General features: G+C 62.8%; 14 protein-coding genes. 6 read left to right on the forward strand and 8 right to left on the reverse strand.

Going from position 1 to position 14,679, the window contains the following annotated elements; genetic code table 11:
- Positions 1–19: 19 nt before the first annotated feature.
- From JFT85_RS10445 to JFT85_RS10480, 8 genes are all read right to left on the reverse strand, one after another.
- On the reverse strand, positions 20–1,195 hold the full coding sequence (locus tag JFT85_RS10445) for an ABC transporter substrate-binding protein (RefSeq protein WP_201229819.1): 1,176 nt from the start codon (positions 1,193–1,195) through the stop codon (positions 20–22).
- Positions 1,192–2,166, reverse strand: a complete 975-nt coding sequence (locus JFT85_RS10450) for a CobW family GTP-binding protein (RefSeq protein WP_053254590.1) — start codon at positions 2,164–2,166, stop codon at positions 1,192–1,194. The genes JFT85_RS10445 and JFT85_RS10450 overlap by 4 nt, the downstream gene beginning before the upstream one ends.
- Complete coding sequence (locus tag JFT85_RS10455) at positions 2,163–2,459, reverse strand: hypothetical protein (protein ID WP_053254589.1); 297 nt, start codon at positions 2,457–2,459, stop codon at positions 2,163–2,165. Before JFT85_RS10455 ends, JFT85_RS10450 begins: the two co-directional genes overlap by 4 nt.
- Positions 2,460–2,472: 13 nt before the next feature.
- Positions 2,473–3,222, reverse strand: coding sequence for an SDR family NAD(P)-dependent oxidoreductase (locus JFT85_RS10460; RefSeq protein ID WP_201229821.1), 750 nt, complete (start codon positions 3,220–3,222; stop codon positions 2,473–2,475).
- A gap of 139 nt (positions 3,223–3,361) precedes the next feature.
- A complete protein-coding gene (locus JFT85_RS10465) occupies positions 3,362–4,123 on the reverse strand; it encodes an SDR family NAD(P)-dependent oxidoreductase (protein WP_053254587.1) in 762 nt (253 codons plus the stop codon).
- 10 nt (positions 4,124–4,133) lie between these two features.
- Entirely contained in the window at positions 4,134–5,474 is a 1,341-nt protein-coding gene (locus JFT85_RS10470) for an MFS transporter (RefSeq protein ID WP_053254586.1), read from the reverse strand.
- A 41-nt stretch (positions 5,475–5,515) separates the two neighbouring features.
- Positions 5,516–6,394, reverse strand: coding sequence for a polysaccharide deacetylase family protein (locus tag JFT85_RS10475; protein WP_053254585.1), 879 nt, complete (start codon positions 6,392–6,394; stop codon positions 5,516–5,518).
- Between the two features lie 11 nt (positions 6,395–6,405).
- A complete protein-coding gene (locus JFT85_RS10480) occupies positions 6,406–7,737 on the reverse strand; it encodes an amidase (RefSeq protein ID WP_053255345.1) in 1,332 nt (443 codons plus the stop codon).
- Between the two features lie 336 nt (positions 7,738–8,073).
- Between JFT85_RS10480 and JFT85_RS10485 the strand changes: the two genes are divergently transcribed.
- The 6 genes from JFT85_RS10485 (at position 8,074) to cmoB (ending at position 14,666) form a co-directional block, all read left to right on the forward strand.
- On the forward strand, positions 8,074–9,063 hold the full coding sequence (locus tag JFT85_RS10485; protein ID WP_069552761.1) for a GntR family transcriptional regulator: 990 nt from the start codon (positions 8,074–8,076) through the stop codon (positions 9,061–9,063).
- Between the two features lie 196 nt (positions 9,064–9,259).
- Positions 9,260–11,683, forward strand: a complete 2,424-nt coding sequence (lon, locus tag JFT85_RS10490; protein ID WP_053254583.1) for an endopeptidase La — start codon at positions 9,260–9,262, stop codon at positions 11,681–11,683.
- Positions 11,684–11,885: 202 nt separating this feature from the next.
- Positions 11,886–12,275 (forward strand): protease inhibitor I42 family protein, encoded by a 390-nt coding sequence (locus JFT85_RS10495; RefSeq protein WP_053254582.1) that lies wholly within the window; start codon positions 11,886–11,888, stop codon positions 12,273–12,275.
- 1 nt (position 12,276) lies between these two features.
- Complete coding sequence (locus JFT85_RS10500; RefSeq protein ID WP_053254581.1) at positions 12,277–12,933, forward strand: lysoplasmalogenase; 657 nt, start codon at positions 12,277–12,279, stop codon at positions 12,931–12,933.
- 36 nt (positions 12,934–12,969) lie between these two features.
- Positions 12,970–13,713, forward strand: a complete 744-nt coding sequence (cmoA, locus tag JFT85_RS10505) for a carboxy-S-adenosyl-L-methionine synthase CmoA (RefSeq protein WP_053254580.1) — start codon at positions 12,970–12,972, stop codon at positions 13,711–13,713.
- Entirely contained in the window at positions 13,710–14,666 is a 957-nt protein-coding gene (gene cmoB, locus JFT85_RS10510; RefSeq protein WP_053254579.1) for a tRNA 5-methoxyuridine(34)/uridine 5-oxyacetic acid(34) synthase CmoB, read from the forward strand. Before cmoA ends, cmoB begins: the two co-directional genes overlap by 4 nt.
- The last annotated feature ends 13 nt before the right edge of the window (positions 14,667–14,679 follow it).

Consider the following 14,679-nt stretch of genomic DNA (forward strand, 5'->3'; position numbering starts at 1 on the left):
CAGGTGCGCAACCACTGACCTAAGCGCTGCGCGCGCGCATGAAGTCCCCCCATCGGCGCACCAGGTAGTTGTGTTCATCCATCACTGAGTTCCACACCGCGATGTGCCCCATGCGTTGCTCATACGAGCCGCCATCCCGCACTTCACCGATGTCGATCAACGGCAAGCCATCGCTGCCCAGCAATTCTTCGCGTGCTGGCTTGCCGGCATACCAGTAATCCCACTCGGCGCGGCTCAAATGATCGCGCGTGCGCGCCGGGTTGCCGATGTAGTAACCCTGGCGCGCCATGACCGCCCCCGGCCAACCGGACAACCACCAATTCAGGTAAGCATACGCCGCATCCAGCACCGGCCCTTGGGCATGGCGCGACAACGACAACCCGCCAAACCAGGCGCGGTAGCCTTCGCGAGGCACCGCCAGCCGGTACTTGACCCCTGCCCGGTGCAGGCGCATCAAGGTCGGCGACCACAGGCTCTGGATATCAATGCTCGGGCTCAGCATCAGCTGCGCCGCCTCTTCATCATCCGACCAGAACGCCGCAAAGTGCCCCTCCTTCTGCTTGCGCACCAGGATGTCGGCCAGCACATCGATCTCCTCGATGCTCATATTGCCGACGTCCTTGAACTGCGCCAGCCCAACGCCCTGCACCGCCAAAGCGGCATCCAGCGCGCCGATGGCCGCGTCACTTTGCAGCGCGGTACGCGCGCGCCAGGCCGGGTCGAGCAGCCAGCCCCAACTTTCATTGCCGTGGCTGAATCCTTCGGGCAAACGCTCGGGGCGATAGGCAAAACTGTCAGCATTGTGGGTCAGCGGCAGCATGCTGATGCGCTCGGTCACGGTGCTGCCGAGGCTGCCGTCATGCTGCACGAACAGGCGCTCACTGGGCACGCTGCCGCTGCCCAGGCGATCATTGGCCGACAGCCGGCCGCGCTTGGGCAAGTCGTTGATCTCGTGCCACAACGCGATACGCCGCGTGTCGATCGGCTGGATCGCGCGCGCCGGCCACACAAAATCAACGTTGTGGAACCATTGGTCGTACAGGTCGTAACTCTCGGGCTGCATCACCGCGATGCGTTGCGCCTGTGCGACATCGTGCACCTGGTAGACCAGGCGAATGCCCAGTTCCTGTTCGGCGCGCACGCGCAGGCATTCGAGCAAGGTCACCGACGTACCGAGGACACGCAAGGTGATCATGCGGCGAACCGCCGCGAGAACACTTCAAAAGAGCGGCGCAGCAGTGCCGGGTCGAGGCCGCGCAGGATAAATACCAGCCGTGATTGGCGGTCGGTGCCTGGCCAGGCAGGCAAGTGCACCGGGGCATGCAGGCAGTGCTGCACGCCATGAATGACGATGGGGGCCGAGCTTGCGTTCACGTTAAGCAGTCCTTTGACGCGAAGGATTCGTTCGCCGTGGCATCTTAGCAGCATCGACAACCAGACCCCGAAGCCGACCCAGTCCAACGGCTGTTCGAAGGTCAGGCAGCACACTTGCGCGGCGCCGTGGGTGGCCGTGGTGGTTTGGTGCAATTGCCAGCGGCTGACTTCAACGGCGGGCTCGGCGCTGCGCAACCCCTCGCCGAGCAACAATTGGTCGCCGCTGAGAATGTCATGGGTATTGAGGATCGGTGTGCCGGCATTCAGCGCCTGCAAATGCGTGCGCAGCGAATCACAGTCGCCGGCGAGGTCGGTCTTGCTCAGCAACAGCCGATCGGCCGCAGCAACCTGGGCCAGCCATTCCGGGTGCAGGCGCTCCTGAAGCTCGGCGTGGCTGGCGTCGACCAGGGTAATCACCAGGCCAATGTGAAAGCGGCCGCGCAGTTGCACGTCGTTGTTCAAGGTGGCGAGGATCGGCGCCGGGTCGGCAAGGCCGGTGGTTTCCAGGATCACGCGTTTGAACGCCGGGATTTCACCGCGCTCACGGCGTTGCAACAGGCCGAGCAGCGCCTCTTTCAACTCGCCACGAATCGAGCAGCACACGCAACCGCTGGGCAGCAACACCGTGTCCGGGGCGACCTCTTCCACCAACAGATGGTCGATGCCGACATCGCCGAACTCGTTGATCAACAGTGCCGTGTCGCCGAGGCTTTCGCCGTGTAAGAGGCGCGTAAGCAAGGTGGTTTTGCCACTGCCGAGGAAGCCGGTGATGACGTTGAGGGCGATGCTCATGACGACTCCAGGTGATCAAGCACGCGTGGATCAAGCGGGTCCAGCGGGCGGCCGAGCATGCTTTCTGCCGCCTGCCAGAGAGGGTCCAGGCCACTCGCCAACGCTTGCTTGCCAGTGGCGCCCATCAGCAGGTACGAAGCGCCCTGAAAGTCTTCGACCTTGAGCCGGAACACCGCCAGCACCTGGTTGATCGCCGCGATGCGGCGCAGGCGTTCACGGCGTCGCGGCAGCTCATCGCCCAGAGGGTCGCTCCAGTGCAGGTCTTCACCGAGCAAACCGCAGAGTCCGCACATGGCTACACCTCACTCATGGCATGACATCGCCGGAGTTCGGGCCCAGGGTCTGGCCCACGAACAGATTGCCGCCCGGCTCACTGGCCAGCAGCACGGCGGTGGGCGCGACTTCGTCCGCCAGGCCGAAGCGGCCCAGGGGCAATTCGGCGGCCTTGGCGCGCTTCCAGTCGTCGCTGATGCCACCCACCAGCGGCGTTTCAATCGGGCCGGGCGCGATAGCGTTGACCAGCACATTGTCCTTGGCCACTTCCAGCGCCAGAGACTTGGTGAAACCGATTACCCCGGCCTTGGCCGCCGCATAGTGCGTCAATTCGGCACCGCCCTTGATCCCCAGTTGCGAGGCGACATTGATGATGCGGCCCCAGCGCTGCGCAAGCATGTGCGGCAACGCGCGCTGGCTGGCGACGAACACACTGGTGAGGTCGACGCGCAGCATGTCGTTCCACATTTCGATGGACAGGTCGACGCAGCGTGCCTGGGTCAGCATGCCGGCGTTATTGACCAGAATATCGATGCCGCCGAAGTGTTCGATGCAGCGGTCGACACTGGCCTGGGCACCGTCGACGGTGCCGACGTCAGCCAGGCATTCGAAGACCTCGGCGCCGAGGTTGCGGCAGGTGATGGCGGTTTCGGCGAGGCTGGCGGCGTTGCGGTCGGCCAGCAACAGGCGTGCGCCTTCGGCGGCGTAGGCACGCGCGATAGCGGCGCCGATGCCACTGCCGGCGCCGGTAATCACGGCGCGTCGGTGGGTGAGTTGGGACATACACACATCTCCTTAGGTCAATATAGATCCAATGTGGGAGCGGGCTTGCTCGCGAATGCGTCGTCTCAGTCGATGCACCTGTTACTGACCCACCGTCTTCGCGCGCAAGCCCGCTCCCACATTTTCAGACCCAGTCCAGTCAGTCGGGCCAGCGCACGGTCAGGCCGCCATCGATCACGATGCTCTGCCCGGTCAAATAACTCGATGCCTCGCTGGTCAAAAATTGCACCAGTGACGCCACTTCATCCGCGCGCCCTACCCGGCCCAGCGGGATTGCCCGCGCGGCCTTGGCCAACCCCTCAGGCCCCAACGAATGCTTCGCGTCCAACGACTGCGGCGTCTCGATCAACCCGGGTATCACCGCATTGCAACGAATCCCCAACGGCGCCAACTCCACCGCCAGCGAACGGCACAACCCCGGCACGCCCGCCTTCGCCGCCGCGTAATGGCTGTGCTCCTGCCAGCCATAAACGCCACCGGCAATCGATGAAATCGCCACCAGCGCGCCGCCTTCGGTCATGTGCCGGGTCGCCGCACGGAAGGTGCGCATCACCCCCGTCAGGTCGACATTGAGCATCTCGTTCCACCCTTCATCGGTCATCTCCAGCAAGGGCGCGCGGCGCAGCAGGCCGGCATTGGCCACCGCGTAATCCAGACGCCCAAAATGCTGCACGGCCTGCTCGGCCAGGGCGTCCACCGAAGCGGTATCGCCCACGTCCAGCGCCAGCATCAGGCATTCGCCGCCCGCCTTCTGCACCAGGGCGACGGTGGTGTGCGGGTCATGCGGGTCGGCCGGGTAATACCCGCCCACCACCGCCACGCCGTTACGTGCATACGCCACGGCCAGGGCTTGGCCGATGCCGCTGGCGGCACCGGTAATCAGGGCAACTTTACGGCTCATCTAAAACTCCTTACTGAACGGTTTCCGGACGCACATGGCGAGCGGCAAACATCAGCGCGCCGGACAAGAAGCACGGCAGCGCACCGAACCACAGCGCGGCGGTCTGCCAATCGCTGCCGGCGGACAACACCTGGGTGGCGCCAAAGCCGGCGACGACCGCGCCAATCGGGCCCATGGCATGGATGATCGCGCCACCGGTGGCGCGGATGCTGGTCGGGAAACTCTCGCTGATGAAGAACAGCGCCGCCGAGTACGGCCCGATCAGAAAGAACAGGCCCAGGCTGTACAGCCCGACCACCATCGGCATATTGCTTGGACCAAACAGCATCCCGGCAAAGGCCAGGCCGCCGAGCATCCAGCCCAGGCCGATCACGTTGCGGCGGCCGATCTTGTCGCCCATCCAGCCGTGAGTCAGGTAACCGCAGTAACCCACCAGGTTTGAGAGCACGAGGATGATCAGCGAGTTCTCGAACGAGATGTGGTGCACGCTGACAATCACCGAGGTGCCAAGCACGCTGAACACCTGGATCGCCGCCCAGTTGAGCAACAGCGCAGCGCCGATTACCAGGGTGGCGCGGCGAGCCGGGCCACGGAAGGCGGCTTTGAGCCCTGCCTTGCTGTGCTCGTCATAGTCCACACCGTAGGTCACGGCGACGTTTTGCGCTTCGGTCACCGCGCCGCTTTTACGCAGCTCACTGATGCGCTGGTGAATCTGGAACTGTGGGCTCTCCTTGAGCTTGCGCGCCATGATCGCAATCACGATGGCCGGGATTGCGGCAAAGATGAAGCAACCCTGCCAGCCGATGATCGGCAGCAGCAGCGCGGTCAACCCGGCGGCGATCAACGCACCGACCGGCCAGCCGCCCTGCACCAGGCTGTAGATAAAGCCACGGCGCTTGGTCAGGCGCGGATCTTCCGAGGCGCCATACAACTCGCTCAGGTACGTGGCGTTGACGGTTTCCTCGGCATACCCCAGGCCACCCAGCGAACGGATCAGAATCAGCGGCGACTTGCCCCACGCCCCGCCAATCGCGGTCAGTGCCGAGCACAGCGCGGAACCGGCCACGGTGAAAATAATGCCTTTGCGCCGCCCCAACTTATCGACGACGGGGCCAATCGCAAAGGCGACCACCGCCGTGCCCACCGCCACCCAGGTCGCGATTTCAGCTTGCTCCACTTCACCCCAGCCAAAGTGCCGGCCGATCTCCGGCAGCAAGGTGCCGAACAGGATGAAGTCATACACCGCAAACACCCAGGCGAAAAACGCGATCCAGGTGGCAAAGCGCACTTCCCGGGACGTCAGTTGCCGGGGTTTCCAGCCAGTCAGGTCAAGCTTGTTGTAGATGGACATAAATCGCGCCTCGAGGGTGGGTTGGGCCGCTTCAGTGGGGGTCAGGAACGGGGTTGACGGCGGATAAAGTCGTCGGCGATTTCGTCGAACGTCACGAAGCGCACGCCGGCATGGCTCTGGATGTGTTCGATCAAGCGCTCGAGCATCAACAGCACTTGCGGGCGACCGGACACGTCAGGGTGGATGGTCATGGTGAACACGGCATGTTCGTGTTCGCGGTAGACCCAGTCGAACTGGTCGCGCCACATTTCTTCGAGGTGGCGCGGGTTGACGAAGCCGTGGCTGTTGGGGGCTTTTTTGATGAACATCATCGGCGGCAGGTCGTCGAGGTACCAGTTGGCCGGAATCTCCACCAGGTCGGTTTCTTCGCCGCGCACCAGGGGTTTCATCCAGGTGTCGGGGTGCTGGCTGTAGTCGATCTTGGTCCAGCTGTCGCCCTTGCGTACGTAGTAAGGGTGGAAGTCGTTGTGCATCAGGCTGTGGTCGTACTTGATGCCTTTTTTCAGCAGCAGTTCGTTGGTGACCTTGCTGAATTCCCACCACGGGGCGACGTAGCCGGTGGGGCGTTTGCCGGTGACCTGGGTGATCAGTTCGATGGACTTATCGAGGACGATTTCTTCCTGCTCGGCGGTCATCGCAATCGGGTTTTCGTGGCTGTAGCCATGCACGCCGATTTCGTGACCGGCATCGGCCACCGCCTTCATCTGCTCCGGGAAGGTTTCCATCGAGTGGCCGGGGATAAACCAGGTGGTGCGCAACCCGTAACGTTCGAACAATTTCAGTAAACGCGGCGCACCGATCTCACCGGCGAACAGGCCGCGGGAAATATCGTCCGGCGAGTCTTCACCGCCGTAGGAACCGAGCCAGCCGGCGACGGCGTCAACGTCGACGCCAAATGCACAGAGAATGTCTTTAGCCATGGTATGTCTCCTTAAATAGTCATTACGGATTCGACGGACAACGCAGCGCGCAGCAGGCGTGCGTCTTCCCCCATCGGGGCGCTGAGCAGCAGCCCGGTGGGCAGGCCCAGGGCATCACGGCCGCTGGGCAAGGTAACGCCGGGCATGTCCAGCAAACTGCCGGGCATGGTCAGGCGCAGGGTGGCGAGGTTGGTGCGCACGAACAGCTCGTCGTCAGCTTCCAGCGGAGCCAACGCCGGCGCGACATGGGCAACGGTCGGGGTTATCAGGACAGCGCCGTCGAGGTCGTCGATCAGCTGTTGTTGCAGGCGTCGGCGTGCGTCGGTCAGGTGGATCAATTGGCTGGCCGGCAATGAACGCGCGGCTTCAAGGCGGCGGCGCACACGCGGGTCGAGTTGTTCGGCGTCGCGGCTGTCGAGCAGGGTTTGATGGAGGGCAAAGGCTTCAAAGGAGCCGAGCCAGCCGTGGTGCTTGATCAGCTCCAGCGTGGCCTGAAAAGTCGCTGACGGGCGCACCTCGATCAGCGCACCGGCGGCCCGCAGTTGGTCCACCGCGCGCAGCAGGTTATTGCGTACCGCAGGCTCAATGTCTTCCAGTGCGCCTTGCTCAAGCACAAAGCGCTGGCCCTTGAGGCTGCGGGCGACATGGGTTTGCGTGCGGCCATTTTGCAGGTCGTCGATTGCCAGCGCATCGCGCACGCTGCGGGTCAGTGGGCCGAGGCTGTCGAGGGTGTGCGCCAATGGGAATACGCCGTCGCGGCTGTAGCGTCGGCTGCTGCTGCGGTAACCCACCACACCATTGAGCGCCGCGGGAATGCGGATTGAGCCTGCGGTGTCGGTGCCCATGGCGATCGGCACGATCCCGGCGGCCACGGCGACCGCTGAACCCGATGATGAGCCGCCTGGGATGCGCGGTTGATCGCTGCCGCTCGGGTTGTAGGGCGTGCCGAAATGCGGGTTCAACCCCAGGCCCGAATACGCCAGTTCGCTGAGGTTGGTCTTGCCCACGCTGACCATCCCGGCGCGGCACAACAGCCCCACGCTCGGCGCATCGAGCAAGGCGGCCGGCGCCTCACGACGATAAGCGGCGCCAGCCGTGGTGATGCTGCCGGCGACGTCGAACAGGTCTTTCCAGGCCAGCGGCACACCGTCGAACACACTCAAGGGCTGGCCAGCTCGCCAGCGCGCAGCGGAGGCTTCGGCCTCACGCCGGGCACGCTCGGCAGTCAGAGAGATAAACACCGTGGGGGCCATGCTCGCGTGCAGGAGGACCTGTTCGAGCACCTGCACCGGGTCGCTGCGACCGCTGGCGAAAGCCTCGGCCATGGAAGTGGCGTCTGACATCAGCATGAACCTCATAAAACGTACATATTAATAAAATGTACGTTTTACATAGGCAGCTTTCGTGCCAGTCTGCTATCACTGCCTTGAGTGGAACTCAGCTTAATCGACAAGAGCTACGCGCTAGAGAGTCTCAAGCGCCGCCAAAATAGTGAGCGAACGCCTGTGAGCAGGTGCCGATTGAAATAATGTATCTTTTATTAATAAGTACATTTTGGTGCAGAAAAGTAACATGTCTATCCACAAGGCCCCAAAAAAGTGCCACCGACGTGGCGCGGAGTGACAGGCGCAACTATGAGAGAATCCCCGGCCACCGTCCTACACGCCAAAGAGAACGCGATGAAAGCAGTGTCCGCCTCGGCCTCCCGTTACGCGATGATTCACCAGCTATTGCGTGATGCGATCGTCAACGGCACCGCCCGCCACGGGCTGGTTTTGCTCGAAGCGCCGCTGGCCGAACTGTTCGGCACCAGCCGCGTCCCGGTGCGCAAGGCGCTCGACCTGCTGCATGCCGAAGGCTTGATCTGCCGCTTCAACGGTCGCGGTTACCTGATCAACCCCGACGGCCTGGCCATGGAGCCGCTGCGCCTGCCCTTGAGCCCTGCGCACCTGGGCCTCAATGGCGACGACGAGTTGGTGGATACGCGGCCCCTGGGCGAGCGGATCGTTGAGGAAATTGGTGCGGCGCTGTCCACCTGTATCGCGTTCGGTCACTACCGCCTGGATGAACAAGCCGCCGCCGACCACTATGGCGTCAGCCGCGCGGTGGTGCGTGAAGCGCTGATGCGCCTGCGCGATCGTGGCCTGGTGGAAAAAGAACCTTACTCACAGTGGCTCGCCGGGCCGCTGACCGCGCGGGAAGTCACCGAAGACTACGAACTGCGCGCCTGCCTGGAACCCGAAGCCCTGCGCCAGAGCGCACCGAACCTCGACCGCGAGATGCTCGAAGCCATGTTGCAGCGCGTAGTGGACGCCCAGCAAAGCCCGCAATGCAGCCTGCAGGCTATCGAACAGATCGAAGAAGACTTGCACCAGCGCTGCCTGGCCGGCCTGCAAAACCGCAAAATCGCCGCGCTGATCCGCCAGGGCCAGAGCCCGATGATCATCAGTCGGATTTTCTACCGTTTGCTGGGGATCGGTGCCGATCCGGCCATGCTCGCCGAACATCGCTTGATTCTGGAGTTGTTGCTGCACGGTGCATTTGATGCGGCTGCGCTGAATTTGCGCGAGCATTTGCAGCGGGCACGGCAGCGCATGTTGCAGCGCCTTAAGGTTCTGTCGGTATTGCCGGAGCAGCCCCTGCCCGCCTATCTCCACAAAATCAGCTGAGCGCGCGCGGTCAAGCAGGTGGGTCTGCCAGCCCACTGATCAGTGGCTGATGCACCGCCGTGCAGGCGAGCCCGCTGCCACCGGGTCAAGCGGCGTTTCGAAAATATTATGCAATATGTTGCTATCTCACCCCCGCCATTGAAACCACCGCTGCCGCGCCCCATCTAACCTGCATACTTCCTTATGCAGGTGCCCCATGAGCGACCAGCAAGAATTCCCTGATATCGACCTCAACGATTACGCCGACCCCGAAAACGCCGAACACGAAACCTCCTCCAGCACCGGCCTGGCCCTGCCGGGGCAAAACCTGCCGGACAAGGTTTACATCATCCCGATCCACAACCGCCCGTTCTTCCCGGCGCAAGTGCTGCCGGTGATCGTCAATGAAGAACCGTGGGCCGAAACCCTGGAACTGGTGAGCAAATCCGACCACCACTCCCTTGCGCTGTTTTTCATGGAAACGCCGCCGGAAGACCCGCGCCACTTCGACACCTCGGCCCTGCCGCTGTACGGCACCCTGGTGAAGGTGCACCACGCCAGCCGCGAGAACGGCAAGCTGCAATTCGTCGCCCAGGGCCTGACCCGCGTGCGAATCAAGACCTGGCTCAAGCACCACCGCCCACCGTACCTGGTGGAAGTCGAATACCCGCACCAGCCCACCCAGCCGACCGACGAGGTCAAGGCCTACGGCATGGCGCTGATCAATGCGATCAAGGAACTGCTGCCCCTCAACCCGCTGTACAGCGAAGAGTTGAAGAACTACCTCAACCGCTTCAGCCCCAACGACCCGTCGCCGCTCACCGACTTCGCCGCCGCGTTGACCTCGGCGACCGGTAACGAATTGCAGGAAGTGCTCGACTGCGTGCCCATGCTCAAGCGCATGGAAAAAGTGCTGCCGATGCTGCGCAAGGAAGTCGAAGTTGCGCGCCTGCAGAAGGAAATCTCCGCCGAGGTGAACCGCAAGATCGGTGAGCACCAGCGCGAATTCTTCCTCAAGGAACAACTCAAGGTCATCCAGCAAGAGCTGGGCCTGACCAAGGATGACCGCAGCGCGGACGTCGAGCAGTTCGAACAACGCCTGGTGGACAAAGTGCTGCCGGCCCAGGCGCAAAAGCGCATCAGCGAAGAGATGAACAAACTGTCGATCCTGGAAACGGGCTCGCCGGAATACGCCGTCACGCGCAACTACCTGGACTGGGCGACCTCCGTGCCATGGGGCGTGTATGGCGAGGACAAGCTCGACCTCAAACACGCGCGCAAAGTGCTGGATAAGCACCACGCCGGCCTGGATGACATCAAAAGTCGCATCCTCGAATTCCTTGCGGTCGGCGCTTATAAAGGCGAAGTCGCCGGTTCCATCGTGCTGCTGGTCGGCCCGCCGGGCGTGGGCAAGACCAGCGTGGGTAAATCTATCGCCGAATCCCTGGGCAGACCGTTCTATCGGTTCAGTGTCGGCGGCATGCGCGACGAGGCCGAGATCAAGGGCCATCGCCGCACCTACATCGGCGCCATGCCAGGCAAGCTGGTGCAGGCGCTCAAGGATGTCGAGGTGATGAACCCGGTGATCATGCTCGACGAGATCGACAAGATGGGCCAGAGCTACCAGGGCGACCCGGCGTCGGCGCTCCTGGAAACCCTCGACCCGGAGCAGAACGTCGAATTCCTCGACCATTACCTGGACCTGCGCCTGGACCTGTCCAAAGTGCTGTTCGTGTGCACCGCCAACACCCTGGACTCGATCCCGGGTCCGTTGCTGGACCGTATGGAAGTGATTCGCCTGTCGGGCTACATCACCGAAGAAAAAGTCGCCATCGCCAAGCGCCACCTGTGGCCAAAACAGCTGGAAAAAGCCGGCGTGTCGAAAACCAGCCTGACCATCAGCGACGGCGCCTTGCGCGCGTTGATCGACGGGTATGCGCGGGAAGCCGGGGTGCGCCAGTTGGAGAAACAACTGGGCAAACTGGTGCGCAAGGCGGTGGTCAAGCTGCTGGATGAGCCGAACACGGTCATCAAGATCGGCAACAAGGACCTGGAAAGCTCACTGGGCATGCCAGTGTTCCGCAACGAGCAAGTGCTGTCCGGCACCGGCGTAATTACCGGCCTGGCCTGGACCAGCATGGGCGGCGCAACCTTGCCAATCGAGGCAACGCGTATCCACACGCTCAATCGCGGCTTCAAACTCACCGGGCAGTTGGGTGAAGTGATGAAGGAATCCGCCGAGATTGCCTACAGCTACATCAGCTCGAACCTGAAGTCGTTTGGCGGCGATCCGAAGTTCTTCGACGAAGCCTTCGTGCACTTGCACGTGCCGGAAGGCGCCACGCCCAAAGACGGCCCGAGCGCTGGCGTGACCATGGCCAGTGCGCTGCTTTCCCTGGCGCGCAACCAGCCACCGAAAAAAGGCGTGGCCATGACCGGCGAGCTGACGTTGACCGGGCATGTGCTGCCGATTGGCGGCGTGCGTGAAAAGGTGATTGCGGCGCGCCGCCAGAAGATTCACGAGCTGATCTTGCCGGAGCCGAATCGCGGGAGCTTTGAGGAGTTGCCGGAGTATTTGAAGGAAGGCATGACCGTGCACTTTGCCAAGCGCTTTGCGGATGTGGCGAAGGTGTTGTTCTGATAGATCCCCAGCGCCTGAGCCGGCCTCTTCGCGAGTGAGCCGCGCCCACACTTGACCGAGTAGATCGTTTGGAACACGGTCAAGATGTGGAAGCGGGCTTGCTCGCGAAAGGGCCAGCCCATTCGCCACAAAATCCCCGCTTGTCACACCCTGCCTCATCTTCGGTTATGCTCGCCCTTCGTCGCCACACAACGGAGCCTCCATGACCGCTGCCCGCCTGCTTCTCCCCTTGAGCCTTGCCCTGCTGGGCGCCTGCGCCAGTGCCCCCAAGCAAAACGTCACAGTGGACAACCAGAGCGCCTGCCCGCTGCAGCTTAAAACCGGGCAAAACCTGATCCTCACCTTGCCGAGCAACCCCACCACCGGCTATCGCTGGGCCATCCAGGATTCCGCCGGCGGTGTGCTGCGCGCCTTGAGCCCGGAGGTCTACAGCAGCGCGGAATCCGGGGTGATCGGCGGCGGTGGCCACTCCACCTGGCGTTTCCAGGCCTTCGCGGCCGGCCAGGGCCGTTTGCGCCTGACCTCCCAACAACCTTGGGAGCCGGAAGCCGAGCCTGCCGAAACCTTCGACTGCGCCATCACGGTGAACTGATATGCCATGGCTGATTCTTGCGTTGATGGGCGCCGGGACCTTTATCTACGGGCTGACCACCCATGCGGCGTTGCTGTGCCTGCTGGTCAAGCCGCTGCCGGTACTCGCGCTGCTGGGCTGGCTGCATGATGCGCCGCCCACTGACTATCGTCGCTGGATCAGCCTCGGGCTGATTTTCTCTCTGCTCGGCGATGTCTTGCTCGCCTGGCCGGGCGACCTGTTTATCTTCGGTCTCGGCGCCTTCCTGGTCGCGCACCTGGCGTATTTAAAAGCCTATTTCAGCGATTGCCGCCGCCTGGCGGTGTTGCCCTTGGTATTGGCGCTGGGTGTGGGCGCGATCCTGCTGAGTATTCTGATCGCCCATGGCCTGGGCGACTTGCTGATTCCGGTGGTGGTGTATGCCCTGGTGATCAGCGCCATGCTCTGGCGGGCATTGGCCCGGCTGGGCAGCGACGTGCCAAAACGTTCGGCGCTGCTGGCGGCGGCGGGGGCGGTGTCGTTTGTATTTTCCGACACGCTGATCGGCATCAATCGGTTTGTGCTGGCGTTCGAAGCAGCACCGTATTGGCTGATCATCACGTATTGGCTGGGCCAGTGGGGCATCACCGCGTCTGCTTTCCATCAGACAACCCGCGCACACGAGGGCCAACTTGGCTAAAATGCCGGCCTTTCCCCCCTCGTCGCCGGACCAACCGTGAGCAAAGAACCCGATCGCCTATTCGCCCAGCCCCTGCCCCAGGTGCCGGACTTCGCCTTTAACGAGGACGTGGTACGGGTGTTCCCGGACATGATCAAGCGTTCGGTGCCGGGTTACCCGACCATCGTCGAGAACCTCGGCGTGCTCGCGGCGCAATTTGCCCAACGCCACAGCGTGCTCTACGACCTCGGCTCGTCGCTTGGCGCCGTCACCCAGGCCTTGCGCCGCCATGTGCGCACCGACGGTTGCCGGGTCATCGCAGTGGACAACTCGGCGGCGATGGTCGAGCGCTGCCGCGAATACCTCAATGGCCAGGACTCGATGTTCCAGGAGTTGCTGCCGGTCGAGGTGGTCGAGGGTGATATCCTCGCGCTGCAGTTCCAGCCGGCCTCGGTGGTGGCGCTGAACTTCACGCTGCAATTCATCGCCCCCGATGAGCGCCTGGCATTGCTCGGCCGTATCCGCCAGTCGCTGCTGCCAGGCGGGGCGTTGATCCTCTCGGAAAAGCTGCGCTTCAATGACCCTGAAGAACACACGCTGCTCACCGACCTGCATATCGCGTTCAAACGCGCCAACGGCTACAGCGAACTGGAAATTGCCCAGAAGCGCAGCGCCATCGAAAACGTCATGAAGCCCGACAGCCTCGAAGAACATCGCGCACGCCTGCTGGCGGCCGGGTTCTCGAAAGTCGTGCCGTGGTTCCAGTGTCTTAACTTTGCCTCGTTGATTGCCTTGCCATGATTGATCTGTCCCCTCTCGCCCGCCATTTGGTCGGCACTCCCCTGGCCGTATGGGCCCAGGGCCTGCAAGCGCAGCTCGATAGCAAAATGGAAAAGGGTCATGGCGACCTCGAACGCTGGCAGAGTGCGTTGGATGCGCTGCCGCAGATCCAGCCCAGCGAAGTCGATTTGCTCAATGGCCTGACCCTTGATACCGACTGCGACGACGCCACGCGCGCGCAAATGCACACCGCGCTGATGGGCCTGAGCCCATGGCGCAAAGGCCCGTTCAACCTGTTTGGCGTGCATGTGGACACCGAGTGGCGTTCGGACTGGAAGTGGTCGCGGGTTGCACCGCACCTGGACTTGAAGGGCAAGCGCATCCTCGATGTGGGTTGCGGCAACGGCTATTACATGTGGCGCATGCTCGGCGCGGGGGCCGACAGCGTCATTGGCGTGGACCCGAACTGGCTGTTCTTCTGCCAGTTCCAGGCCGTGCAGCGCTACCTGAACGAGCCAAAGGCCTGGCACTTGCCGTTCCCGTTTGAAGACCTGCCGTCGAACCTGGAAGGCTTCGACACGGTGTTTTCCATGGGCGTGTTCTACCATCGTCGTTCGCCCATTGAGCACTTGCTGGCGCTCAAGGACACCTTGGTCAAAGGCGGCGAGTTGGTCCTGGAAACCCTGGTCGTCGAAGGCGATCAGCAGCAGGTGCTGGTGCCGGAAGACCGTTATGCGCAAATGCGCAACGTGTGGTTCCTGCCGTCGGTGCCGGCGCTGATGCTGTGGCTGCGACGGGCCGGTTTCAGTGATGTGCGCTGTGTGGACGTGAGCGTGACCACGGTCGAAGAACAGCGTGGCACGGAGTGGATGAAGTATCAGTCGCTGAGTGACTTCCTGGACCCGGATGATCACAGCAAGACCATTGAGGGGCTGCCGGCGCCGATGCGCGCGGTGATTATCGCCAGGAAGTAACCCCAATCTCCCT

The sequence above is a fragment of the Pseudomonas sp. TH04 genome (assembly GCF_016651355.1).
GTDB classification, from domain to species: Bacteria; Pseudomonadota; Gammaproteobacteria; order Pseudomonadales; family Pseudomonadaceae; genus Aquipseudomonas; species Aquipseudomonas fluorescens.

Bases quoted from the DNA above. Each gene is read 5' to 3' on its own strand.
- lon (WP_053254583.1), top strand. From the start codon at position 9,260: ATGAGCGACCAGCAAGAATTCCCTGATATCGACCTCAACGATTACGCC.
- JFT85_RS10475 (WP_053254585.1), bottom strand. From the start codon at position 6,394: ATGGCTAAAGACATTCTCTGTGCATTTGGCGTCGACGTTGACGCCGTC.
- JFT85_RS10450 (WP_053254590.1), bottom strand. From the start codon at position 2,166: ATGAGCATCGCCCTCAACGTCATCACCGGCTTCCTCGGCAGTGGCAAA.
- JFT85_RS10495 (WP_053254582.1), top strand. From the start codon at position 11,886: ATGACCGCTGCCCGCCTGCTTCTCCCCTTGAGCCTTGCCCTGCTGGGC.
- JFT85_RS10465 (WP_053254587.1), bottom strand. From the start codon at position 4,123: ATGAGCCGTAAAGTTGCCCTGATTACCGGTGCCGCCAGCGGCATCGGC.
- cmoB (WP_053254579.1), top strand. From the start codon at position 13,710: ATGATTGATCTGTCCCCTCTCGCCCGCCATTTGGTCGGCACTCCCCTG.
- JFT85_RS10485 (WP_069552761.1), top strand. From the start codon at position 8,074: ATGAAAGCAGTGTCCGCCTCGGCCTCCCGTTACGCGATGATTCACCAG.
- JFT85_RS10445 (WP_201229819.1), bottom strand. From the start codon at position 1,195: ATGATCACCTTGCGTGTCCTCGGTACGTCGGTGACCTTGCTCGAATGC.
- JFT85_RS10500 (WP_053254581.1), top strand. From the start codon at position 12,277: ATGCCATGGCTGATTCTTGCGTTGATGGGCGCCGGGACCTTTATCTAC.
- JFT85_RS10470 (WP_053254586.1), bottom strand. From the start codon at position 5,474: ATGTCCATCTACAACAAGCTTGACCTGACTGGCTGGAAACCCCGGCAA.
- JFT85_RS10480 (WP_053255345.1), bottom strand. From the start codon at position 7,737: ATGTCAGACGCCACTTCCATGGCCGAGGCTTTCGCCAGCGGTCGCAGC.
- JFT85_RS10455 (WP_053254589.1), bottom strand. From the start codon at position 2,459: ATGTGCGGACTCTGCGGTTTGCTCGGTGAAGACCTGCACTGGAGCGAC.
- JFT85_RS10460 (WP_201229821.1), bottom strand. From the start codon at position 3,222: ATGTCCCAACTCACCCACCGACGCGCCGTGATTACCGGCGCCGGCAGT.